Source organism: Streptomyces sp. NPDC049541, from assembly GCF_044465725.1.
In the GTDB taxonomy this organism is placed as follows: Bacteria; Actinomycetota; Actinomycetes; order Streptomycetales; family Streptomycetaceae; genus Streptomyces.
In genome coordinates, this window is record NZ_JBITLY010000003.1 from 687,869 (window position 1) to 711,618 (window position 23,750).

A 23,750-nucleotide genomic window follows, 5' to 3' on the forward strand; every position below is an offset into this window, starting at 1 on the left:
CAGAACCTGACCTAAAGGCCCCGTAACTTCATCGGTGTCAGGAGGCCTCCGAAGGCTCCGATCCAATGAAAGGCGGCGGTCATGGTCACACACGTACCGGCAGAGGCACACGGCGACGAGCGCGGGGCACTGCTCTCGTTCATCGAGGAACAGCGGGGCGGCATCCGGCGCGCGCTGCTCGGGCTGACCGAGGAGCAGGCGGCGAGCAGGCCCAGTGCCAGCGAGCTGTCCCTCTCCGGTCTGCTCAAGCATGTCGCCGAGGTCGAGCAGGGCTGGATCGCCCGCGCCAAGCAGGAGCCGCCGGCCATCAAGCGGGACGAGACCAACTGGCACGAGACCTTCCAGCTCGTCGACGACGAGACCGTCGAGTCCCAGCTCGCGTACTGGGAGAAGGTCGCCGCCGAGACGGAGGCGTACATCCGCTCCGTACCGAGCCTCGACGACACCTTCCCGCTGCCCGACCAGCCCTGGTTCCCGCCGGAGGGCCGGGTCTCGGTGCGCTGGCTCTGTCTGCACCTGATCCGCGAGACGGCCCGGCACGCGGGCCATGCCGACATCATCCGCGAGTCCCTCGACGGGAAGACGGCGTTCGAACTGGTCGCTCTGGAGCAAGCGGGCTGAGCCCTTGACCATAAGCTGGGCGGCATGTCCGCGATCCGTCTCCTCGTGCTCGGCGCGGTCCGCCAGCACGGGCGGGCCCACGGCTACCAGGTGCGGGGCGACCTGGAGTACTGGGGCGCGCACGAGTGGTCCAACGCCAAGCCCGGCTCGATCTACCACGCGCTCAAACAGATGGCGAAGCAAGGGCTGCTGCACGCGCACGAGATCGCACCGTCCACGGCCGGCGGCCCGCCGCGCACGGAGTACGAGATCACCGACCGGGGCACCGAGGAGTACTTCCGGCTGCTGCGCGAGGCGCTGACCTCGTACGACCAGAAGACGGACGTCAAGTCGGCGTCCATCGGCTTCATCGTCGATCTGCCGCGCGCCGAGGCGGTGGCGCTCCTGAAGGAGCGGATCCGGCGGATCGAGGAGTGGCGCGGGGCCGTCACCGAGCACTACATCCCTCAGGACGGCCCCGAACAGCTCGGTCACATCGGCGAGATCATGAACCTCTGGGTCCACACGGCCGACGCCGAGGCCGAGTGGACCCAGGGGCTGATCGCGCGGATCGAGAGCGGGGCGTACACGTTCGCGGGCGAGGGCGCACCGTTCGTCGGCGTCCTCGCCGAGGGCCAGGAGAACCCGTACGCGACGGGGGAGCGGCATCCGGGGGACGCACGCTGAGCGTGCGGCGACAGCGGCGCCGTGGTCCGTGATCTCGACGGTTCTTCCGCCGTGCCCGCCCGAGCAGCCGGCGGGCTAGTGATGGAACCCGGTCGCCGCCTCCTTGTCCCTGGTCAGGGGGTGCGGCTGGCGGCGCAGTTCCGGCAGGAGGCGGGTCAGGTCCTCCACGAACAGGTCGGCGAGGTCGGTGGAGAAGCCGTTGCGGCACACCACCCGCAGCACGGACAGGTCCTCCCGGTTCGGCGGGAAGGTGTACGCGGGCAGCAGCCAGCCGTTCTCGCGCATCCGCCGGGACACGTCGAAGACGTCGTACGACTCCACGCCCGCCGCGGTGGTGAAGGCGAACACCGGTAGCTCGTCGCCCCTGGTCAGGAGGCGGAAGTCGTCGAGCGCCGCCACTCGCTCGGCGATGCCCATGGCCACGTCACGGGTGGTCTGCTGCACGGCCCGGTAGCCCTCGCGCCCCAGCCGCAGGAACGTGTAGTACTGCGCGACCACCTGCGCGCCCGGCCGCGAGAAGTTGAGCGCGAAGGTCGGCATGTCGCCGCCCAGGTAGTTGACGCGGAAGACCAGCTCCTCGGGCAGCGCCTCCTTGTCGCGCCACAGCGCCCAGCCGACGCCCGGGTAGACCAGCCCGTACTTGTGCCCCGAGGTGTTGATGGACGCCACCCGCGGGAGGCGGAAGTCCCACACCAGGTCCTCGTCGAGGAAAGGCGCGACCATGCCGCCGGACGCCCCGTCCACATGCACCGGGATGTCCAGACCCGTGCGCTCCTGGAGGGCGTCGAGCGCCGCGCACAGGTCCGCGACGGGCTCGTACGAGCCGTCGAAGGTGGAGCCCAGGATGCCGACGACCCCGATGGTGTTCTCGTCGCAGAGTGCGGCCGCGGCCTCGGGATCGAGGTGGAAACGGTCGCCCTCCATGGGCACCTGGCGCGCCTCCACCTCCCAGAAGTTGCAGAACTTGTCCCAGCAGACCTGGACGTTGACGCCCATCACGAGGTTGGGCCGGGCCCCCGGGGCAGGGTTCCGCTTGCTCCAGCGTCGCTTCAGCGCCATCCCGGCGAGCATGCACGCCTCGCTCGAACCGGTCGTCGAACAGCCCACCGCCGCCGATGGATCCGGCGCGTTCCACAGGTCGGCGAGCATCGCCACACAGCGCCGCTCCAGCTCGGCGGTGCGCGGGTACTCGTCCTTGTCGATCATGTTCTTGTCCCGGCACTCCGCCATCAGGACGCCGGCCTGCGGCTCCATCCAGGTGGTGACGAAAGTGGCGAGATTCAGCCGTGAGTTGCCGTCCAGCATCAGCTCGTCGTGCACCAGCTGATATGCCGTCATCGGCGGCAGCGGGGCGTCCGGCAGCCGGTGCTTGGGCGGCGCCTCGGTCATGCCGCCGACCGGATTGGCCTCCCCGAAGAAGGGATTGACCGAAACCGGGCGCTCGTCGGGCTTCCGGGAACCTTCGTGGAGCGGCATGGACGTCTCCTCGTGTCCTCTCGAGAACGGGTGCCGGCGGACCGGAGTTCCACCGCCGCCGCGCACTCGCATCCGGAATGCCCAGGACGCCTACGGTGACACCGGGCACCGGGTGAACGGCCGGTAAGAGGGCGAACAGCACCCCGCGCCCGCGCCACAGGCCCACCATAAGCGGGCGGAACGGACGCAACATCCGGAGGGATCCGCCCAGGAAACCGGCTTGCACCTCACGTGACGTGAGGGCTCACCGTGGAGTGCGTACCGAGAAGGGAGCGGACGAAGTGAGCCACTCGGCAGGACAGGACGGCTACTCCGTGGGACAGGTCGCGGGCTTCGCGGGCGTCACGGTGCGCACGCTGCACCACTACGACGGCATCGGCCTGCTCGTCCCGAGCGAGCGCAGCCACGCGGGCCACCGTCGCTACAGCGAGGCCGATCTCGACCGGCTGCAGCAGATCCTGTTCTACCGGGAGCTCGGCTTCCCGCTCGACGAGGTCGCCGCCCTGCTCGACGACCCGGCCGCGGACCCGCGCGCTCACCTGCGCCGCCAGCACGAGCTGCTGACCGCCCGGATCGAGAAGCTGCAGAAGATGGCGGCGGCCGTGGAGCACGCCATGGAGGCACGCAAGATGGGCATCAATCTCACCCCCGAGGAGCGCTTCGAGGTGTTCGGGGACAAGGACCCCGAGCAGTACCGCGAGGAGACGGAGGCGCGCTGGGGCAACACGGAGGCGTACGCGGAGTCGCAGCGCCGCGCCGCCACCTACACCAAGGAGGACTGGAAGCGCATCCAGGCCGAGGTCGACGACTGGGGCCGCCGGTACGCCGCCCTGGTGGCCGCCGGGGAGCAGCCCACCGGCGAGGCCGCCATGGACCTGGCCGAGGAACACCGGCAGCACATCACCAGGTACTACTTCGAGGTCCCGTACGAGATGCACCGGTGCTTCGGGCAGATGTACGTCTCCGACGAGCGGTTCAAGGCGTTCTACGACTCCATGGGCCCGGGCCTGGCGGAACACCTCAGGGACGCCATCGAGGCGAACGCGTCCCGCCACGTCGCGTAGCCCTCCCGGCCCGGGGGACCGCTCCCGGGCCGGGAGACCTCACAGCTTTGTGCCAGTGCGCGCACAGTGCATCCTGGAGACACCGGTGGAACCTGGGGCGGACACCTTGCGTTGATAGCTTTGGGCGCCCGCACAAGGACGCCGTACCTTCCTCCACCCCTTCAGGAGCCCGGAACCGTGACGACGCTTGCCCTCGGCCCGAGCTGGCTGGATCCGAACTACCTTCTCGACACGTTCGGCATCTGGGGCCTGCTCCTCATCGTCTTCGCGGAGTCGGGCCTGCTCATCGGCTTCTTCCTGCCGGGCGACTCGCTGCTGTTCACCACCGGTCTGCTGATCACGACCAATCAGCTGAACTTCCCGCTCTGGGCCGCCATCGCCCTGATCTGCGTCGCCGCGGTCCTGGGCGACCAGGCGGGCTACATGTTCGGCAAGAAGGTGGGCCCGTCGCTCTTCAACCGCCCCGACTCCCGCCTCTTCAAACAGGAGAACGTGGTCAAGGCGCACGAGTTCTTCGAGAAGTACGGCCCGAAGTCCCTGGTCCTGGCCCGTTTCGTGCCCGTCGTGCGCACCTTCACGCCGATCATCGCGGGCGTCAGCGGCATGAAGTACCGCTCGTTCGTGGTCTTCAACATCATCGGCGGCGTCCTGTGGGGCGCGGGCGTCACCCTGCTCGGCTCCTGGCTCGGCAAGATCGAGTTCGTCAACAAGAACATCGAGGCGATCCTCATCCTGATCGTCCTCGTCTCGGTGATCCCGATCATCATCGAGTTCCTGCGCGCCCGCTCCAAGGAGAAGAAGACCCCCGAGGCGCCGGCTCCGCCCCAGCACCAGCAGACGCCCCCCGTCATGGACGACGCGACGACCCAGCTCCGCCGCATCCCCCCGACCGACGACCAGGGCTACCACCACCAGCAGTACCAGCAGCAGCCGTACTACCCGGACCAGCAGTACGCCCAGCAGTACCCGTACCAGCAGGGCCAGTACGGCGACCAGCAGAACCAGCAGTACCCCTACAACCAGGGGTACGAGAAGCGCCCCTGAAGGGGCGCGGGGCTGTGTCAATATGCGGCTCCCCGCGCGGGCGCGAGAAGTCCAACGCACCCGCACGCGCCACCGCGCATCAGCCCCCGAGCCATCAGGCGCTCAAAAACCTCGCGTCCGCTTCGCAGCCCGCCGTCCCGCGGCAGAACCCCCGCCGGGAACCCGCAGGAACAGTCGCGAGATCTCCGACCCCAGGTTGACGCCAATAGCGATGGCCATGGCCAAGGAGGCAGCCGTGGCCAAGGACACCAGCCCCTTGTCGACATCGTTCTGCGCGATCGACAACAACCCGAAGTAGGTGGCCGACCCTGGCAACAGGGGCCCGATCGCCGCTGTCGTGTACGGCAACGCGGAAGCGAACCGGTACCGCGACAACAACTGTCCGAACAACCCGACCAGCCCGGCCGCGACGGCCGTGGAGGCAACCGGCGACAACCCGCCGGGATAGTGCAGCGCGCCGTACACACACCACGCGACACCCCCGTTCAGCGTCACCCACAGCACGGTCGACCGCTCCTGCTGCAGCAGCACCGCGAAGGTCAGCGACAGCAACATGGAGGCGCCGATCTGCCACAGCGGCCGCTCGGCGATCTGCAGGGCCGCGTCGGGGTTGAGCTCGGCGCCCAGGTTCACCCCGAAATACAGCACCACCAGCACACCCACGACGATGCCGACGAACAGATACATGACCTCGAGCAGCCGCGCCGACGCGGTGATGTAGAAGCCGGTCAGCCCGTCTTGCACGCCCGCCACCAGCGCCCGCCCCGGCAGCAGCGCGAACAGCCCACCGGTGATGACCGCGGACGCCTTCACATCGACGCCCGCGACGGTCAGCGCGACCCCGATGGCGGCCGGAGGCATCGCGGCGACCGTGAACTGGTAGAACTCCGGCAGCCCGCGCCCCGCGCACAGCCAGGCCAGCCGGTCGCCGAGCATCGCGCCGAGCATGGCCGCGATGAAGACGATCCAGTCACCGCCGACCAGCACGGAGGCGGCCCCGGCGAGCAGTCCGCTCGCCCCGGTCAGCACCCACCCCGGATAGGGGTGCCGGTTGCGGCGGATCTCGGCGAGCCGCCGGTAGGCCTCCTCCAGCGAGATGGTGGTCTCCGGGTCGCTGAGGTCGTCCACCAGATGGAACACGGCCGCCAGCCGTGTGTAGTCGGTGGCCCGGCGGCGCACCGTCCGTGACGCCGTCACCGGGTCGTCGACCAGGGACGGCTGGTACGAGATCGACAGCAGGGTGAAGGTGACGTTCGGCTCGCAGCGGTCGAGGCCGTAGGACCGGCAGACCGCGAACATCGCGGCCTCCACGTCCTCCGCGCCCTCACCGCCCGCCAGCAGCAGCTCGCCGATGCGCAGGGTCAGGTCGAGGACGCGCGGAACGGCCGGACCGCCCTCCTCCGCCTTCGGACCCGGCTCCGGAGCGGGCCGCTCGGCCACCGGCATCCGCAGCATCGTGCGCATCCGGTCCTGCCAGGGCACGTCCTTGGTGAGGCTGACCACGGGTATGCCGGTCGCCGGTGTGAAGGCGGCCGGGGCGTGCTGGGCGCTGTAGGTGCTCGGCGGGCTGAACGCCGACCCCTCGGGCTCGGCGCCGGGCGGCTGCGGGACGTCCAGACCGTCGGGGACGGCGAACTCGGACGTGGTCTCCGGTTCGACGACGACTCTGGGGGCTGCGAAGCCCGCCGGAATGGCGAACTCCGAGGTGATCTCGGGATCGAACGTGCCCCTGGCCTCGTCCGACTGCGGCTTGCGGTCCTCCGCCTCCGTCACTTGAGTAACGCTCCCTGTACGACGCGTGCGGCTACGCCAGTATGCGCACAGAAACACGAACGGGCCGCACGCGTGCGCGTACGACCCGTCGGACGACTCAGGGCTCAGTGGCCGCCCTGCTCCTTGAACCGCTTGTAGGAGCGCTCGATCTCGATCTCGGCGTCCGTACGGCCCACCCAGTTGGCGCCCTCGACGGACTTGCCGGGCTCCAGGTCCTTGTAGACCTCGAAGAAGTGCTGGATCTCCAGGCGGTCGAACTCCGACACGTGGTGGATGTCACGCAGGTGCTCCACACGCGGGTCCGTCGCCGGCACGCACAGCAGCTTGTCGTCGCCGCCGGCCTCGTCCGTCATCCGGAACATGCCGATCGCGCGGCACTTGATCAGACAGCCCGGGAAGGTCGGCTCATCAAGGATGACCAGCGCGTCCAGCGGGTCGCCGTCCTCGCCGAGGGTGTTCTCGACGAAGCCGTAGTCGGTCGGGTAGGCGGTCGAGGTGAAGAGTCGACGGTCCAGGCGGATCCGACCGGTCTCGTGGTCCACCTCGTACTTGTTCCGCGAACCCTTCGGGATCTCGATCGTGACGTCGAACTCCACCGGTGGCTCCTCCATGATCAACACATAGTTCTGGTGGTTAAGTGTCCCTCACGCAGGTGTGTGATCGCGAAAGGGGCTGGTGTTCGTGCCAGAGCTGAGGCCGTGGCGGGCCGCGAGGCCGCGTGTGGTGCGGGCCGCGAACGCCGTACGACCGCGTCTGGCACGGGCCGCCCAGGCCGTGCGCCCGAAGCTCGAACGAGCCGCGGAAGCCACGAAACCGCAGCTCGCACGGGTACGGCCCACCCGCATCAGTTGGCCGAAGACCGTCAGGACATGGCAGTACACCGCGGGCGCCGCCACCGCCGGTGTGACGCTGGCCGTCGCCGTGGCGGCCGTCGCCGGCCCCTGGGACTCCACCGGTCAGCGTACGGCCGAGGCGGACCGTGCAGCCGCCCTGGGCCGTACGGGTGGCGCAGATCACGGACGTAACCCCGATACGTCCGGTTCGGCGGCCGGTGGCCCGCGCCCAGCGCCCAGCGCCGCATCCGTCCTGACCGGTCTGGGCGGCGCCATGAGCACCGTGAAGTCGGCCCCGACGGGTACGGCCCTCTCGGGTGTCCTGGGGCCGCTGCTGGCGGATGGGGCGCTCGGCACCCGGCACACCGCCGCGGTCGTCGACGTCGCCACCGGCAAGCGCCTCTACGGCACCGGCGCCGACACCGCCATGACCCCCGCCTCCGTGACGAAGATCGCCACGGCGGTCGCGGCGCTGTCGACGCTGGGCGCCGACCACCGCCTGACCACCCGCACGGCCCTGGAACCCGACACCAGGGAACTCGTCCTGGTCGGCGGGGGCGACCCGACCCTGACGGCGCACTCGAACGCCCAGGGCTGGGCGAGCCTGCGGGAGCTGGCCGACCGGACGGCCGCGGCCCTCAAAAAGCGCGGCATCAAGCAGGTCACGCTCTCGTACGACACCACGCTGTACGCGGGACCCGCACTCCACCCCATCGGCGTGAACGTCAACCTGGCCCCCGTGAGCGCGCTGATGGCCGACGAGGGCCGCACGGACGACTCGACCAGCGGCCCCGTCGAACGTGTGACGGACCCGGCGGCGGACGCGGCCCGCACGTTCGGCTCGCTCCTCGCCGGCCACGGCATCCGGACCACCTCGCCCGGCCCGTCCAAGGCGACGACCCGCGCCGAGAACCTCGCCGCCGTCTCGTCGCCCCCGCTGTCGTCCCTGGTCGAGCGCATGCTGACCAACAGCGACAACGACATCGCGGAGGCCCTGGCCCGCCAGACGGCCGCCGCGGCGGGGCAGCCCGCGAGCTTCGACGGCGGCGCGTCCGCGATCGCCGGCGCACTGAGGAAGCTCGGACTGCCCCTCAAGGGCGCCGAGTTCCACGACGGCAGCGGCCTCGACCGGGACGACCGGCTCACGGCCGACCTGCTCACCGCCCTGCTGGTGAAGGCCGGCGACCCTGCCCACCCCGAACTCCGCCCGGTCCTGACGGGCCTTCCGGTGGCCGGCTTCACCGGCACCCTGACCAGCCGCTACACGGGCGGCGCGGCAGGAGTCGTACGAGCGAAGACCGGCACCCTGACGGGCGTGAACACCCTGGCCGGCACGGTCGTGGACCAGGACGGCCGCCTGCTGGCGTTCGCCTTCCTGGCCTCGAACACGACCAACCCCCTGGAGGCCCAGTCCGCACTGGACCGCACGGCCACGGCACTGGCGGCGTGCGGCTGCGGCTAGCTTCCCGGCACCGCCGTGGGCACGGGTGCCCGCCTCCGCGGCCTGCCCCAAGTGGGAACGCTCACGTACCGTTGACGCATGACGAGCATCGGTGGTGCTGCTTCTTCTCAGATGGTCGACTGGAATCTCGCGGTGGCGACCGCGACCCGGCTCGTGCGCCCGGGCCCCGACGTGAGCCGTGACGAGGCCCGGGCCGTCGTCGCGGAACTGCGCCGGCATGCCAAGGCCTCGGAGGAACACGTCCGGGGCTTCACTCGTATGGGCACGGAGGAGACCCACGACACCCCGATCCTGGTCGTCGACCGCCCCGGCTGGGTCCGGGCGAACGTCGCGGGCTTCCGGGAGATCCTCAAGCCGCTGCTGGAGAAGATGCAGGAGCGGCGCGGCAACAGCCCCGGCGGCGCGGTCCTCGGTGCGGTCGGCGGCAAGGTCACCGGCGTCGAGCTGGGCATGCTGCTGTCGTTCCTGGCCTCCCGGGTGCTGGGCCAGTACGAGACCTTCGCCCCGGCCACCCGCGAACTTCCCGCGGGGGAGAACGGGGGCGGCCGGCTCCTGCTCGTCGCCCCGAACATCGTGCACGTGGAGCGCGAACTCGACGTACAGCCCCATGACTTCCGCCTCTGGGTCTGTCTGCACGAGGAGACGCACCGCACCCAGTTCAGCGCGGTGCCCTGGCTTCGCGACCATCTCGAGGGCGAAATCCAGTCGTTCTTGGGGGAGACCGACGTCGACCCCATGACCATCCTGGAACGCATCCGCGAGGCCGCCCAGTCGCTCGCCGGCGGGCGCCCCGAGGGTGAGGAGGACGACGGCGGGCGGTCCTTCGTCGAGATCGTGCAGACCCCGGCGCAGCGGGAGATCCTCGGCCGCCTCACCGCCGTGATGTCGCTCCTGGAGGGCCACGCCGACTTCGTGATGGACGGCGTGGGTCCGGACGTCGTGCCGTCCGTCTCCGAGATCCGCGAGAAGTTCCAGCAGCGCCGTGCGAAGGGTGCCTCACGGCTGGACATGGCCCTGCGCAAGCTGCTGGGTCTGGATGCCAAACTCAGGCAGTACCGCGACGGCGAACGCTTCGTGCGGGCCGTCGTGGACCAGGTCGGCATGGACGGCTTCAACCGTGTGTGGACGTCCCCCAACACCCTGCCCACCAAGGCGGAGATCGCCAAACCGGCGGACTGGGTCGCGCGGGTGCACCGCAAGAGTGAGTCGTGAACGCCGTGGGAAGGTCGTGAAACGAATCCGGCCGACGGCAGGCGAACGCCCCTCCAATCACCCGTCCGAGGGACCGTGAGCCATGGGTAGGCGTGCGATGCTCGGGGAACGGCCCGGTTCTGTCACCATCTACACACTCTGAGTGACCGACCCCGGGCTCACCCCCCGAAAACTTCATGAAGGGAACCGGACATGGGTCCCCATCCTGCGGTCGCGGCGATACGCCTGGCGGTCCGCCACGTCCTCCACGACATCCTCAACGGCCATCGAGCCACCTCCGAGGCCCCCGGGCGCTCGGCGCAGACTCCGCACGGGCGCCCCTCCTCGCCGCTCGTGCTCGTGGCGTGCTCCGGCGGCGCCGACTCCATGGCCCTCGCCTCCGCCCTCGCCTTCGAGGCCCCCAAACTCGGCATCAGGGCCGGTGGCGTCACCGTCGACCACGGGCTGCAGCCCGGCTCCGATCTGCGCGCCGACGAAGTCGCCCTGAGGCTGCGCGAAATGGGCCTCGATCCGGTGGATTGCGTCGCCGTGACCGTGGGCCGCGAAGGCGGCCCCGAGGCCGCCGCCCGCGACGCCAGGTACGCCGCGCTCGATGCCGCAGCCGTCCGCCACGGCGCCACCGCGATCCTGCTCGGCCACACCCGCGACGACCAGGCCGAAACCGTACTGCTCGGCCTGGCCCGCGGCTCGGGCATCCGCTCCCTGTCCGGAATGGCCGCGGTCTCGGGGGCCGGCGGCCGTTACCGCCGCCCCTTCCTCCAGCTCGACCGGCAGACCGCCCGCAAGGCCTGCATGGTCCAGTCGCTCCCCGTCTGGGACGACCCCCACAACGCGGACCCCGCGTACACCCGCTCCCGGCTGCGCCACGAAGGCCTGCCCGCCCTCGAGAAGGCGCTCGGCAAGGGCGTCGTCGAGGCCCTCGCCCGCACTGCCCAGCTCTCCCGCGACGACGCCGACGCCCTCGACGCCTGGGCCGGCCAGGCCGCGGCCTCCGTACGCGATGCGGCGGGCCTCCTGGAGTGCGCCAAGCTCTACGCCCTGCCGCCCGCCGTGCGCCGCCGTGTGCTGCGCCGCGCGGCCATCGAGGCCGGGGCCCCCGCCGGTTCGCTGTTCGCCCGCCACATCGAGGAAGTCGACCGGCTGATCACCGGCTGGCGAGGCCAGGGAGCCATCAATCTCCCGGGCAAAGTCGTCGCTCAGCGCCAGGGTGGCAGACTGGTGATTCGGCAAGGCTGAAACCTTGCCCCCCTTTGGGGGGTGATGGGCGGCCGGTGGGACGACCGAAAGTGATGCGGGTGGACGCGAAAGACATGGGCACCGACCTCAAGCAGGTGCTCATCACCAAGGAAGAGATCGACGCGAAGCTGGTGGAGCTGGCCGCGAAGATCGACGCGGAGTACGCGGGCAAGGACCTGCTCATCGTCGGCGTCCTCAAGGGCGCGGTGATGGTCATGGCCGACCTCGCCCGGGCGCTGTCCACCCCCGTCACCATGGACTGGATGGCCGTGTCCTCGTACGGCGCGGGCACCCAGTCCTCCGGTGTGGTGCGGATCCTCAAGGACCTCGACACCGACATCAAGGGCAGGCACGTCCTCATCGTCGAGGACATCATCGACTCCGGCCTGACCCTGTCCTGGCTGCTGTCCAACCTCGGCTCCCGCGAGCCCGAGTCGCTCAAGGTGTGCACACTGCTGCGCAAGCCGGACGCCGCCAAGGTCGCCATCGACGTCGAATGGGTCGGCTTCGACATCCCGAACGAGTTCGTCGTGGGCTACGGCCTCGACTACGCCGAGAAGTACCGCAACCTCCCGTTCGTCGGTACGCTCGCGCCCCACGTCTACGGCGGCTGAGCCAGCAGGGCCGTCTTTGTAGGACGATCGGGAACCCCAGCGGGTTTCGCGCCGTTGGAGCATGCAGACGGGTTCGCCAGCCGTCCCGTGCGGCTTCGCGCGACAATGCTGGGGTACCGTCAGAAGAACTGTCTTATCAAACTCACTATGGCAGGAGGGACGGGGCGACACCGCTCCGTATGGATGGACGTGAAGCGATACTTCCGTGGGCCGGTCATGTGGATCGTGCTGGCCGTCCTTGCCGTGGTCGTGTTGATGCAGGTCGTCGGCTCGTCCGGCGGCTACAAGACGGTGGACACCGGCCAGGTCGTGGCAGCGATCAACGACAACAAGGTGCAGAGCGTCAAGCTCACCACCGGTGACGAGCAGACCGTCAAGGCTCAGCTCAAAGATGGTTTCAAGGTCGACGGCAGCTCGAAGATCCAGGCGAGCTACATCGGCGACCAGGGCGTGAACCTCGCCAACACGCTGCAGACCAAGTACCAGGACAAGCAGATCCCGGACGGCTACACCGTTTCGCCGTCCAAGCAGAACCCCTTCCTGGGCATCCTGCTCTCCCTGCTCCCCTTCGTCCTGATCGTGGTCGTCTTCCTGTTCCTGATGAACCAGATGCAGGGCGGCGGCTCCCGGGTCATGAACTTCGGCAAGTCCAAGGCCAAGCTCATCACCAAGGACACCCCCAAGACGACGTTCTCGGACGTCGCGGGCTGTGACGAGGCCGTCGAGGAGCTCCACGAGATCAAGGAGTTCCTGCAGGAGCCGGCGAAGTTCCAGGCCGTCGGCGCCAAGATCCCCAAGGGCGTGCTGCTGTACGGCCGTCCCGGTACCGGCAAGACGCTGCTCGCGCGTGCCGTCGCCGGCGAGGCGGGGGTCCCCTTCTACTCGATCTCCGGTTCCGACTTCGTCGAGATGTTCGTCGGTGTCGGTGCCTCCCGGGTCCGTGACCTGTTCGAACAGGCCAAGGCGAACGCCCCGGCGATCGTCTTCGTCGACGAGATCGACGCGGTCGGCCGCCATCGCGGTGCCGGCCTCGGCGGCGGTCACGACGAGCGTGAGCAGACGCTGAACCAGCTGCTCGTCGAGATGGACGGCTTCGACGTCAAGGGCGGTGTGATTCTCATCGCTGCGACGAACCGCCCGGACATCCTCGACCCGGCGCTGCTGCGTCCCGGCCGCTTCGACCGCCAGATCGCGGTCGACCCGCCGGACCTGCAGGGTCGTCTGGAGATCCTCAAGGTCCACCAGAAGGGCAAGCCGGTCGCTCCGGACGTCGACCTCGCGGCCGTCGCCCGCCGTACGCCGGGCTTCACCGGCGCCGACCTGAGCAACGTCCTCAACGAGGCCGCGCTGCTCACCGCCCGCAGCGACAAGAAGCTGATCGACAACGCCATGCTGGACGAGGCGATCGACCGCGTGGTGGCGGGCCCGCAGAAGCGGACCCGGATCATGTCGGACAAGGAGAAGAAGATCACCGCGTACCACGAGGGCGGTCACGCCCTGGTCGCGGCGGCCTCCCCGAACTCCGACCCGGTCCACAAGATCACGATCCTGTCGAGAGGCCGTGCCCTCGGCTACACGATGGTCCTGCCGGACGAGGACAAGTACTCCACGACCCGCAACGAGATGCTGGACCAGCTGGCGTACATGCTGGGCGGCCGCGCGGCCGAGGAGCTCGTCTTCCACGACCCGACCACGGGCGCCGCGAACGACATCGAGAAGGCCACCGCCACGGCCCGTGCGATGGTCACGCAGTACGGCATGACCGAGCGGCTCGGCGCCATCAAGTTCGGCGGCGACAACACCGAGCCGTTCCTCGGACGTGAGATGGCTCACCAGCGCGACTACTCGGAAGAGGTCGCCGCGCTGGTGGACGAGGAAGTCAAGAAGCTCATCGAGAACGCGCACAACGAGGCCTGGGAGATCCTGGTCGAGAACCGCGACGTCCTCGACAACCTCGTCCTGCAGCTGCTGGAGAAGGAGACGCTGGGCAAGGAGGAGATCGCCGAGATCTTCTCCGCCATCGTCAAGCGCCCGGCCAGGCCCGCCTGGACCGGCTCCTCCCGCCGTACGCCGTCCACCCGCCCGCCGGTGCTCTCCCCGAAGGAGCTCGCACTGACGAACGGCGCCAACGGCGCGACCCCGGCGATCAGCACCGCCAAGTCGACGTCGACGGAGTCCGCCCCGGCGATCGAGACGGCCCCGGAGGACCGCCCGGAGAGCTGACCACCGCTCTCCCTGCGGCCACGTCCGCCCGGAATGAACGCCGCACCCCCCAGGTTCTAGCCTGGGGGGTGCGGCATTTCAGCCAGGTCGCAGATGAGCCGCGTGGCCACACGCGTGACCCGCACAGGAACGAGGCACCACATGACCGACCCCGTGACGCTGAACGGCGAGGGCTCGATCGGCGAGTTCGACGAGAAGCGCGCCGAGAACGCCGTACGCGAACTCCTGATCGCGGTCGGTGAGGACCCCGACCGGGAGGGCCTCAGGGAGACACCGGCGCGGGTGGCGCGGGCGTATCGGGAACTCTTGGCGGGGCAAAGGCAGGAGCCAGAGGATGTCCTGACGACCACGTTCGACCTGGGGCACGACGAGATGGTCCTGGTCAAGGACATCGAAATCGTAAGTTTGTGCGAGCATCACATGCTGCCGTTTCATGGTGTGGCTCATGTGGGATACATCCCGGCCGAGAGCGGCAAGATCACGGGTCTGTCGAAACTTGCACGGTTGGTTGAGGTGTTTGCCCGCCGTCTGCAGGTGCAGGAACGACTCACCACGCAGATCGCCGACTCCCTGATGCGGATCCTTGAGGCCCGAGGCGTGATCGTGGTTATCGAGGCCGAGCACATGTGCATGTCGGTGCGCGGGATCCGCAAGCCGGGTGCCAAGACCACGACGTCGGCGGTACGTGGCCAGCTTCGGGATGCTACGACCCGTGCCGAGGCAATGAGCCTGATACTCGCACGCTGAACTGATTGTCAGTGGTGCCCTCTACCGTCCTTGATCAGTGGAGCTGATCGCTGATCAAGGGGGATCGCGATGGGGTATGGGCTGCCCAGCAAGCAGACGGTGAACGTGGTCGGTGGGCGCCTGCAGGCGCGGAATGTGCAGGTGGGTTGCCGCCTGTGCGCCGACGACGACGGCTCGGCGACCGCCGGGCTCCGGCCAGGCGGGGGTCGGACGTTGGACGGGGAGCACACCGTCCAGACCACGGTCGCGGAAGTCGCGACCGTCAAGGTTCGCGAGGTCGTGGACGTCGTGACCGACCACGTGACGTTCACCGTGGCCCCGGATCAGATGCTGGGCACGCCCGATGGTTGAGTTCACGCGAGAGACGCCGAGGGGACCGTTCTTGTTGACCATCAAGCCGGGCTACGAGTTCGGTTATATGGTCGGGGCCAACTGCTCCGACGGCACGGTCGGCAAGAACTACGTGTCGCTGGTGGTCAACGACGAGGGATTCGCCTCGCGTTATGCGGCATGTCCAAGAGCAGCAAGTAGCGGCGTCAACGTGAGTCAGGCCGCCGACGCCGCCCCGTTGTTGTGTTCGTCGTCCTCCGGGAGTCTGCACACGCGCTCCAGGAAGATGGCCGCCACTATGACCGCGATGCCCGCCACGACCGAGAAGCCGGCGTAGATGGCCTGGTCGCGGCGGGCCGGGATGTCGAGGAACTCCAGGAGGAAGACGCCCGTGCCGCCGTACATGCCGGCGACCAGCGCGGCTACCAGGGCGCTGGCCTGACCGAAGACGACCGCGCGGGCCGCCATCAGCGGGTCGACGCCCTTGGCCTCGGGGCGGCGCTCGCGCTGGGCCTTGAAACGGCCGCGCAGCGAGAGCGCCGTGGCCGTCAGGACCACCGCGATCAGGGCGAGGACGATGGGGGCGGCGAGGGGGACGCTGGGGAGGGTCCCGATCGAGTTCCAGAGGCGGGCGCCCGCCCAGGACAGGATTCCGGCCACGACGAAGACTCCGGCCAGCACCCTGATGCGCAGCTCTCTCACTGTGTCCCTTCAGCTCCCCCGGGTCCTGCGGACCGTCCCGCGGACTGTGGTCGTCCTGACCTTAACGACTACTCGGGCAGGTGGAGTTCCAGGTCCTTGCGCGCTGTCACGCCCTCGCGGGTGACGGAGTCGAGGAGAGCGGCGACCGCGCCGCGGCCGGGCAGCTGCGCCTCCGGCTCCATGTCGTGCCAGGGGGCGAGGACGAAGGCACGCTCGTGGGCGCGCGGGTGGGGCAGCGTGAGGTGCGGGTCGTCGTCGATGACGTCGGCGTACGCGACGATGTCGACGTCGAGGGTGCGCGCGCCCCAGCGCTCGTCCCGTACCCGGTGGAAGGCCTCCTCGACGGCGTGCGCCCGCTCAAGGAGCGAGGACGGCGGCAGGGTGGTCTTCAGGACGACGACCGCGTTGAAGTACGAGGGCTGGCTGCCGGGCTCGACGCCCCACGGCTCCGTCTCGTACACCGGGGAGACGGCCTTGATGCGGACGCCCGGGGTGTCCTCCAGGGCGTCGATGGCGCCCTGGAGGGTCTCCAGGCGGTTGCCCAGGTTCGCGCCGAGGGAGAGCACCGCCCGTTTCGGGTTGTGGAGCGTCGTGTCGGCGGCGTCCACCTGCGCCACGACGGAGGCGGGTACCGGCTGTACGGTCGGGTCGCTCGAACCCGTGGCGAAGGACGCGGTCATACTCGGCTCCGGGTGATGGTGACGGTCACGTCGTCGAAGGGGACCGTGATCGGGGCGTCCGGCTTGTGGACGCAGACCTCGACCTCCTGGACCCCGTCGTGCTTCAGACAGGCCTGGGCGATGCGCTCGGCGAGCGTCTCGATGAGGTTGACGGGCTCGCCCTCGACGACGGCCACGACCTCCTCCGCCACGATGCCGTAGTGCACCGTCTTCGCCAGGTCGTCGTCGGCGGCGGCCGGGCCGGTGTCCAGGCCGAGGACGAGGTCCACGATGAAGGTCTGGCCCTCCTCGCGCTCCTTGGGGAACACCCCGTGGTGCCCACGGGCCTTGAGGCCGCGCAGCGCGACACGATCCACGCGAATCACTCCTGCAATCGTCGGTGACGGCCGGTCGATGCCGTGTGCGGGCGGCACACCGGCCTCGAACGAATCTACCTGCGGGCACTGACAGGGCCGGGCCACTGGGGCGTGGCCCGTGCCGGGACCAGGAGGGTTCATCGTGTGTTTCCCCTGGGGAACCCGGCGGCTCATGGGCTGGTAGCCGCCCCTACCCAGGGGTCCGTGATTCCAACCACTTCTTGGTCCTCAAGGGGGCGCCTACCCACTCAGGAGGGTGTGTCCCCGTCCTCGTCCTCGTCGTTTTCCGTCATCACGGGGGAGGCGTGGTGGGACCAGAGCTTCCAGCCCGCCGGGGTGCGGCGGAACACGTTCGTGGCGACCACCAGCTGCCCGACGAGCGGGCCGAGTTCCTCGCTGCCCCTGGGGGCGGGGCCGCCGCTGAGGATGTTCTCGGTGCAGGTCACGAGGGCGGTGTCGCCGGTCACCGAGACATGCACGTCGGTGAGGAAGAACTGGATGTAGTCGGTGTTCGCCATGATCAGCGCGTACGACCTGAGGACCTCGCCGCGCCCGGTGAGCGCGGGCCAGCCGGGGTGCACGCACGAGATCACTCCGGTGTCGGCCGGGTCGTGGTACTCCTCGTCGACCCCCAGGTCGGACGGCGCGAGCCAGAGCGCGGACAGGTCCTCGAAGTCGCCGCGCTCCATGGCCTCGTAGAAGGCGGTGTTGGCGGCCTCCACCTGCTCGACGTCGGTGTGGGGGGCGCTCACCGGGCTCCTTCGGCAGCGCGTGCGCCCTCCACGGCGCGCGCGACCCGTACGGCGTCCGCCGTCGCGCGCACCTCGTGCACGCGCACCGCCCATGCGCCGGCGTGCGCGGCGAGCGCGGAGACGGCGGCCGTGGCGGCGTCGCGCTCGCGCGCGGGCGGGGGCGCGCCCTCCGGTCCGGCCAGGACCCGGCCGAGGAACCGCTTGCGGGAGGCGGCGACGAGCAGGGGATGGCCGAGGCCGAGCAGCCGGTCCAGGTGGGCGAGCAGGACCAGGTCGTGCTCGGCGTCCTTGGAGAAGCCGAGGCCGGGGTCGACGACGATGCGGTCGGGGGCGACACCGCCGGCCAGGACGGCCTCCACGCGTGCGTGCAGTTCGTTGGCGACCTCGGTGACGACGTCGCCGTACACGCCCTTGACGTTGCCGCCCTCCAGGAAGCCCCGCCAGTGCATGACGACGAAGGGGGCGCCGGCCGCTGCCACCACCGGGATCATCGCGGGGTCGGCGAGGCCGCCGCTGACGTCGTTGACGAGCGCGGCGCCGGCGGCGAGGGCCCGTTCGGCGACGGAGGCGCGCATGGTGTCGACGGAGACGCTGACGCCCTCGGAGGCGAGGCCGCGGACGACGGGGATGACCCGCTTGAGCTCCTCGGCCTCGTCGACGCGGGTGGCGCCCGGCCGGGTGGACTCGCCGCCGACGTCGACCAGGTCCGCGCCCTCGGCGACCAGGTCGAGGCCGTGTTTGACGGCGTTGGTCGTGTCGAAGAAGCGGCCGCCGTCGGAGAAGGAGTCGGGTGTGACGTTCACCACTCCCATGACCGCGCAGCGGTCCCACTCCGGAAGGCCCGCGACGCGCCCGCGTCCGCTCTGCTTGCTCATGCGTTCAGCGTAGGCCCCGGCCGCGGCCGCAGGACGCCACAGGCCCGGACGGAAGCCCCTCGGTGGGAGGGGTGCTTCCGTCCGGGCCTGTGATGCGTGGTCTCCGGCGTCCCGGTCAGGCGGTCATGCCGCGCGTACGTCGCGCTCCGCCAGCGTGTGCGCGCACACGCGCGGGGCGGTCCTGCGGCGGCGCAGGAAGCGCGGCAGCGGCAGAGCGAAGTTGACGAAGCCCTCCGCCTGCATGGCGGCGAAGCCGATGCGCGGCAGGTCGGCCGATGCGCGGTAGACGACGAAGCGGGGCTCCCAGCGCGGCTGGAACTTCGCGTTGAACTTGTACAGGGACTCGATCTGGAACCAGCGGGAGAGGAAGACCAGCAGTCCGCGCCAGGCGCGCAGCACCGGGCCCGCGCCGATCTTCTCGCCACGCGCGAGTGCCGAGCGGAACATCGCGAAGTTGAGCGACACGCGCGTGATGCCGAATTTCGGCGCCGCCTGGAGGGCCGCGACGATGAGCAGTTCGTTCATGCCGGGGTCGGCCGAGCGGTCGCGGCGCATCAGGTCCAGGGAGGCGCCGTCGGGGCCCCAGGGGACGAAGTGCAGGATCGCCTTCAGGTCGCCGTACTCACCGGGCTGGTCGTCCGCCTTGTGGGCGGTGGCGATCAGGCAGTCGCCGTCGGCGGCGTCGCCGATGCGGCCCAGCGCCATGGAGAAGCCGCGCTCGGTGTCGGTGCCGCGCCAGTCCTCGGCGGCGTTGCGGATGCGCTCGAGCTCGGCCTCGCCGAGGTCACGAATACGTCGTACCCGGGTTTCGTAACCGGCGCGCTCGATGCGCTTGACCATCTGACGCACGTTGCGCATCGCGCGGCCGGCGAGGGAGAAATCCGCTACGTCCACCACCGCCTCGTCGCCCAGTTCCAGGGCGTCGAGGCCGGTCTCGCGGGTCCACACCTCGCCGCCCGTCTCCGAGCAGCCCATGACGGCAGGCGTCCAGGAGTGCGCCCTGGCCTCGTCCATGAACCGCTCGATGGCGCCCGGCCAGGCCTCGACGTCACCGATGGGGTCACCACTGGCGAGCATCACGCCGGAGACGACCCGGTAGGTGACCGCCGCCTTGCCGCTGGGCGAGAAGACGACCGCCTTGTCGCGGCGCAGCGCGAAGTGGCCGAGGGAGTCGCGGCGGCCGTGCTTCTCCAGCAGGGCGCGCAGACGTGCCTCGTCCTCCTCCGTCAGCCGGGCCGCGGGGTGTTCGGGCCGGAAGGCGAGGTAGATCGTGGTGACCGCCGTCAGCAGGCCGAGGGCGCCCAGTGAGAAGCCGACGGTCCAGGAGGTGTCGCCCTGGTAGTCGACCGGGCCCTCGAAGCCGAACAGGCCGTACAGGACGTGCGTGATGCGGTCGGCCAGGCTCGGGTCGCCGACCATGCGGTTCTGGTGGGCACTGACGATGACCAGCCCGAGGGCGAGGGATCCTGCGCCCATGAGGACGAAGTTCGCGAGCGCCCGCCACCTGCTGCGCGGGTCGGGCAGTGCCGCGAACTGGTCGCGGTGGCGCAGCAGCGGGGCGAGCAGCGCCAGGGAGATGATGACGCCGATGATCGAGTGGCGGTAGGTGAACTCCGCCACGGCGCCCGCCGGCAGCAGTGCCACGGCGGCCCGCCACGCCCGCCGCTTGCCGCGCCTCAGGCCGTGTGCGAGCAGCAGCAGCAGGATGCCTGCGCTGAGCGAGAGTGCGGCCGCGAACGGGCCGAACGACCCGGGCAGCACCTCGGCGAAGTGGTGCATACGGCTGTGCCTGAAGCGCGGGAAGACGCCCGCGGCGATGTCCAGAACGCCCACGAGGGTGCAGGCTCTGGCGACGAGGACGGGGACGGCCTCGGGGCGCGGACCACGCAATACGCGCCGCGCGCTGCGTGATGGGGTGGGAACCCCACCCGACATTTCCTCATCTGTCCTGACAGACATCGCATCCCGTAGTTCTGCGAGAGACCTTGGATCCGGGCCCGATTCGGGCATCCGGCGACATTGCGCCCTCTAGGACGGTGTCTCGGGGAGCGAGGTTCCAATCTCTCCTCAAAGCCGGTCCAAAGGCCGAGGAAAGTTCCGGACAAGCTCTCGCGAAGGTGCGCGGGATCCGGGTGGAAACCGCAGGCAGGAAGCAGGTCATGGGTCTTACGAGCAACAAAGTGCTGCTGCTGGCAGTGATGTTCGCCGTACTGCTGTTCGTGGGCACGGTCTGGGTGTGGCCGCGCCTGGCACGGCGCAACTGGCGCGCCGTGAGCGGCCGCGTCGGACTGCTGTTCGGCACCCAGCTCGCCCTCTTCCTGTCGGTGGGCCTCGCCGCGAACCAGGCCTTCGGGTTCTACGCCAGCTGGGCGGACCTCTTCGGCCAGGAGAAGGCCCAGGGCGTGGTCGTGAACCACACGGCGTCCGGCGCCGCCGGCGGCCCGCTGCAGGTGATCGACACGGCACACGTGCACGGAGTGGGCGGTCCCGAGCCGCAGACCGGCGGTCAGATCCAGAAGGTCGACATCGTCGGCCGTACGACGAACATCGCCACACCCGCGTATGTGTATCTGCCGCCGGAGTACTTCCAGCCGAAGTACCGCACGCGCACCTTCCCCGCGGCGGTCGTCCTCACCGGATATCCGGGGACCGCCCAGGCGCTGGTGGACAAGCTGCACTATCCGAGTACGGCACAGAGCCTCGCGAAGAACGGCCGTATGCAGCCGATGATCCTGGTGATGCTGCGGCCGACGGTGGCGCCGCCGAGGGACACGGAATGCGTGGACATCCCGGGTGGCCCGAAGACGGAGACGTTCTTCGCCAAGGACCTGCCCGATGCCGTACTCGCGCACTACAGGGTGAGCAAAAAGCCGGGAAGCTGGGGCATCATCGGCGATTCCACGGGTGGCTACTGTGCGCTGAAGCTCGCCATGCACCACCCCGGTGTGTATGCCGCGGCGGCGGGTCTGTCGCCGTACTACAAGGCGCCGACCGACCCCACCACGGGCGATCTCTTCCAGGGGGACAAGGGGCTGCGCAACCGCGCCAGCCTGTGGTGGTGCCTCAAGCACCTGCCCGGTCCGGACACTTCACTGCTCGTCACCAGCAGCAAGATCGGGGAATCCAACTACAGGTCGACGCTGAAGTTCATAGAGGCTGTGCAGGCCACGCACCGGACGCGGATCTCGTCGATCATCCTTGACAGCGGCGGCCACAACTTCAACACCTGGCGGCGGGAGATTCCCGCGACTCTGCAGTGGATCAGCGGACGGCTGAGCGAGCGGTGACCAGGGTTCCCACAGGTGATGATCTTGCTGAATTCGGCAAAGGCCTATTCCTGATGCCCTGTGAACGTTTCGGTATGGCTGTGTTTTTGCGGGGCGGGGCGCCAACGCTCCCCTACGCGCGGTAAGTTTCTGGCCATGCCACGTGGACGTCACCGCCATTCCCCGCCCTTGCACAGACTGCTGCCACCGTCGGCGATCGCAGGCGTCTCTTTCGTCTGCGCCTTCGGTCCGTGGGTGTTCTCACAACAGGCCGTGCTCCGTGTCATAGCCGCGGGCGCCGCGGCGACGGCGATCGTCGGTGCGGCCGTCATGCGCCGTTGGGACACCCAGGCCGGCAAGCAGGTCGCCGACCTCACGCGCGCGCGTGCGAGCGACGAGTGGCGGCACGAGGAGCGGGTCGCCGAGCTGGAGACCGACCTCGAGGAGTCGCGCGAGCTGCGCGCCAAGCTGGAGCAGCGGCTGCGGGCCAAGCGTGCCGAACTGGCGGGACTGCGCAACGAACACGCGGCGCTGCTGCGGCGGTACGCCACCGCCGAGACCGAGCGTGCGAGCGCCCTCGAGGGCCGCCGCCTGCTCGAGATAGAGACCGGGGCCCCGGCCCGTGCCCTGCCGCCCGTGTCGGCGGCCGGCACGGTGACTGCAAAGGCGGCGCCCGTGGCGGAGGAGACCGGGGCTGTGGCTGCCTCGGAGGACGTCTCCGAGGGCGTTGCCGACGAACCGGCGGCGCCGGCGATCTTCTCGCCGGAGGGTTCCAAGCTGTTCCTGCGGGCGAAGGCGGCGCTGAAGAAGTTCGACGAGGACGGTGACGGTTCTCCGCAGGACGACGGTGGCGCGGACGGTGCGGCGGATGCGCAGGACGCCGCGAGCGCCGAGGCCGAAGCCGAGGACGGCACCGACCCCGAGGACGACGATTCCCCGAAGGGCGGCGGCTCCCCCAAGGGTGACGAGCCTTCGAAGGACGTCTCCCCGAAGGGCGAGCCGGTGACGGTGAAGGCCGGTTCGGACTCCGCGGCGGCTCAGGCGGCCGCGACCGAGACCGTCGCCGTCGCCGCCGAGCCCGCCGCCACCGGAGAGGCCGAGGCCGCGGCCCAGGAGGATGAGTCGCAGGGGCAGCCCCAGGCGGTCGACGGGCATGAGCGCGCGGCCGCCACCACTCCGGGCAGGCATGTTCCGGCCGCCGGTCACTTCGTCGCACCGACCGCGGTGGCCGTCGTACCGGCCGCCCCGGTGCGGCGTCCGGCGGTCGAGGGCGGATTCGACTTCTTCGGTACGAAGAGCGAGGGGGCGCGGGACGCCCTGGAGGCCGTGCAGAACGAGGACCTCGCCGATGTCGTCGGCCAGGAGGCGCTCGCCGCCCACAAGGCCGAGGCGGAGTTCAAGCCGGCCGACAAGGAGGCCCCCGCTGTCGGCCAGGTCATCGACCTCACGGCCCACGACGAGACCGAGCAGATCGACGTGCAGGGGCTGCGCAGCGCGGTTTCCTGAAACCCTCGGTCCCCTGAAGGCCCCGGGCGGTCCCTGACGGCCCGGGGCTCTCGCTTGCCCGGGGCCCCCGCTTCCCGGGCTTCCGGATTCCCCGACTCCGGCTTTGCGGCGCCGCAGGGCATCGCGTTACGGCGCCATCCACCGGTCCGGCCCTCAGCCGGCCGGGAGGGTCTTGTCATTCGGGGGCCTGCCGCGCGCCGTCGCCGGGTCATCGCCCTACGGCGCCATCCACCGGTCGGGCAGTGCGTCGCGTCGGCCGGTCCGGGACCGCTCGGCCTGTGCCTGGAGCAGGTGGGCCGCCTCTTGGGCGTC

The 23,750-nt window shown here is 69.9% G+C and carries 22 protein-coding genes; 13 read left to right on the plus strand and 9 right to left on the minus strand.

Features of this window, described 5'->3' with window-relative positions; translation table 11 throughout:
• The first annotated feature begins 81 nt into the window (after window positions 1-81).
• On the plus strand, window positions 82-621 hold the full coding sequence (locus ACIBW9_RS15475) for a DinB family protein (protein WP_398955067.1): 540 nt from the start codon (window positions 82-84) through the stop codon (window positions 619-621).
• A gap of 24 nt (window positions 622-645) precedes the next feature.
• Complete coding sequence (locus ACIBW9_RS15480) at window positions 646-1,287, plus strand: PadR family transcriptional regulator (protein ID WP_398955069.1); 642 nt, start codon at window positions 646-648, stop codon at window positions 1,285-1,287.
• 75 nt (window positions 1,288-1,362) lie between these two features.
• Here the strand turns inward: ACIBW9_RS15480 and ACIBW9_RS15485 are convergent, their stop codons facing one another.
• Window positions 1,363-2,763, minus strand: a complete 1,401-nt coding sequence (locus ACIBW9_RS15485) for a glutamate decarboxylase (protein ID WP_398955071.1) — start codon at window positions 2,761-2,763, stop codon at window positions 1,363-1,365.
• A gap of 281 nt (window positions 2,764-3,044) precedes the next feature.
• Here ACIBW9_RS15485 and ACIBW9_RS15490 point away from each other — a divergent pair, with 281 nt between their 5' ends.
• Both ACIBW9_RS15490 and ACIBW9_RS15495 read left to right on the plus strand, forming a co-directional pair.
• On the plus strand, window positions 3,045-3,827 hold the full coding sequence (locus tag ACIBW9_RS15490; RefSeq protein ID WP_398955073.1) for a MerR family transcriptional regulator: 783 nt from the start codon (window positions 3,045-3,047) through the stop codon (window positions 3,825-3,827).
• Between the two features lie 177 nt (window positions 3,828-4,004).
• Window positions 4,005-4,871, plus strand: a complete 867-nt coding sequence (locus ACIBW9_RS15495) for a DedA family protein (RefSeq protein ID WP_398955075.1) — start codon at window positions 4,005-4,007, stop codon at window positions 4,869-4,871.
• Between the two features lie 102 nt (window positions 4,872-4,973).
• Here ACIBW9_RS15495 and ACIBW9_RS15500 read toward each other — a convergent pair whose 3' ends face one another.
• Entirely contained in the window at window positions 4,974-6,644 is a 1,671-nt protein-coding gene (locus ACIBW9_RS15500; RefSeq protein ID WP_398955077.1) for a threonine/serine exporter ThrE family protein, read from the minus strand.
• A 104-nt stretch (window positions 6,645-6,748) separates the two neighbouring features.
• A complete protein-coding gene (locus ACIBW9_RS15505) occupies window positions 6,749-7,240 on the minus strand; it encodes an inorganic diphosphatase (RefSeq protein WP_010044289.1) in 492 nt (163 codons plus the stop codon).
• A gap of 79 nt (window positions 7,241-7,319) precedes the next feature.
• Between ACIBW9_RS15505 and dacB the strand changes: the two genes are divergently transcribed.
• The 7 genes from dacB to ACIBW9_RS15540 all read left to right on the plus strand — a co-directional run bounded on the left by dacB (window position 7,320) and on the right by ACIBW9_RS15540 (window position 15,322).
• The gene (gene dacB, locus ACIBW9_RS15510) at window positions 7,320-8,939 is read left to right on the plus strand and encodes a D-alanyl-D-alanine carboxypeptidase/D-alanyl-D-alanine-endopeptidase (protein ID WP_398955079.1); all 1,620 of its coding nucleotides are present in this window, start codon (window positions 7,320-7,322) and stop codon (window positions 8,937-8,939) included.
• Between the two features lie 78 nt (window positions 8,940-9,017).
• Window positions 9,018-10,151, plus strand: coding sequence for a zinc-dependent metalloprotease (locus tag ACIBW9_RS15515; RefSeq protein WP_398955080.1), 1,134 nt, complete (start codon window positions 9,018-9,020; stop codon window positions 10,149-10,151).
• Between the two features lie 192 nt (window positions 10,152-10,343).
• Entirely contained in the window at window positions 10,344-11,387 is a 1,044-nt protein-coding gene (gene tilS, locus ACIBW9_RS15520; protein ID WP_398955082.1) for a tRNA lysidine(34) synthetase TilS, read from the plus strand.
• Window positions 11,388-11,440: 53 nt separating this feature from the next.
• Window positions 11,441-12,001, plus strand: coding sequence for a hypoxanthine phosphoribosyltransferase (gene hpt / locus ACIBW9_RS15525; RefSeq protein ID WP_398955248.1), 561 nt, complete (start codon window positions 11,441-11,443; stop codon window positions 11,999-12,001).
• 183 nt (window positions 12,002-12,184) lie between these two features.
• The gene (gene ftsH, locus ACIBW9_RS15530) at window positions 12,185-14,224 is read left to right on the plus strand and encodes an ATP-dependent zinc metalloprotease FtsH (RefSeq protein ID WP_398955084.1); all 2,040 of its coding nucleotides are present in this window, start codon (window positions 12,185-12,187) and stop codon (window positions 14,222-14,224) included.
• A 141-nt stretch (window positions 14,225-14,365) separates the two neighbouring features.
• Entirely contained in the window at window positions 14,366-14,971 is a 606-nt protein-coding gene (folE, locus tag ACIBW9_RS15535; RefSeq protein ID WP_344406252.1) for a GTP cyclohydrolase I FolE, read from the plus strand.
• 69 nt (window positions 14,972-15,040) lie between these two features.
• Window positions 15,041-15,322, plus strand: a complete 282-nt coding sequence (locus tag ACIBW9_RS15540) for a hypothetical protein (protein ID WP_398955086.1) — start codon at window positions 15,041-15,043, stop codon at window positions 15,320-15,322.
• Between the two features lie 195 nt (window positions 15,323-15,517).
• Here ACIBW9_RS15540 and ACIBW9_RS15545 read toward each other — a convergent pair whose 3' ends face one another.
• From ACIBW9_RS15545 to ACIBW9_RS15570, 6 genes are all read right to left on the minus strand, one after another.
• Window positions 15,518-16,003 (minus strand): DUF3180 domain-containing protein, encoded by a 486-nt coding sequence (locus ACIBW9_RS15545; protein WP_398955089.1) that lies wholly within the window; start codon window positions 16,001-16,003, stop codon window positions 15,518-15,520.
• A gap of 68 nt (window positions 16,004-16,071) precedes the next feature.
• On the minus strand, window positions 16,072-16,683 hold the full coding sequence (gene folK, locus ACIBW9_RS15550; protein ID WP_398955091.1) for a 2-amino-4-hydroxy-6-hydroxymethyldihydropteridine diphosphokinase: 612 nt from the start codon (window positions 16,681-16,683) through the stop codon (window positions 16,072-16,074).
• The gene (folB, locus tag ACIBW9_RS15555) at window positions 16,680-17,039 is read right to left on the minus strand and encodes a dihydroneopterin aldolase (protein ID WP_398955093.1); all 360 of its coding nucleotides are present in this window, start codon (window positions 17,037-17,039) and stop codon (window positions 16,680-16,682) included. The genes folK and folB overlap by 4 nt, the downstream gene beginning before the upstream one ends.
• 248 nt (window positions 17,040-17,287) lie before the next feature.
• Window positions 17,288-17,791 carry a nuclear transport factor 2 family protein gene (locus ACIBW9_RS15560; protein WP_398955095.1) on the minus strand — a complete coding sequence of 168 codons (504 nt, stop codon included), beginning with the start codon at window positions 17,789-17,791 and terminating at the stop codon, window positions 17,288-17,290.
• On the minus strand, window positions 17,788-18,666 hold the full coding sequence (gene folP, locus ACIBW9_RS15565) for a dihydropteroate synthase (RefSeq protein ID WP_398955096.1): 879 nt from the start codon (window positions 18,664-18,666) through the stop codon (window positions 17,788-17,790). The genes ACIBW9_RS15560 and folP overlap by 4 nt, the downstream gene beginning before the upstream one ends.
• Before the next feature lie 123 nt (window positions 18,667-18,789).
• Window positions 18,790-20,601, minus strand: a complete 1,812-nt coding sequence (locus tag ACIBW9_RS15570; RefSeq protein WP_398955098.1) for a phosphatidylglycerol lysyltransferase domain-containing protein — start codon at window positions 20,599-20,601, stop codon at window positions 18,790-18,792.
• Window positions 20,602-20,825: 224 nt separating this feature from the next.
• On the opposite strand from ACIBW9_RS15570, the gene ACIBW9_RS15575 reads away from it, so the two are divergent.
• Together ACIBW9_RS15575 and ACIBW9_RS15580 are read left to right on the plus strand one after the other, a co-directional pair.
• Window positions 20,826-21,953 (plus strand): alpha/beta hydrolase, encoded by a 1,128-nt coding sequence (locus ACIBW9_RS15575; protein WP_398955100.1) that lies wholly within the window; start codon window positions 20,826-20,828, stop codon window positions 21,951-21,953.
• 135 nt (window positions 21,954-22,088) lie between these two features.
• The gene (locus tag ACIBW9_RS15580; RefSeq protein WP_398955102.1) at window positions 22,089-23,438 is read left to right on the plus strand and encodes a hypothetical protein; all 1,350 of its coding nucleotides are present in this window, start codon (window positions 22,089-22,091) and stop codon (window positions 23,436-23,438) included.
• The last annotated feature ends 312 nt before the right edge of the window (window positions 23,439-23,750 follow it).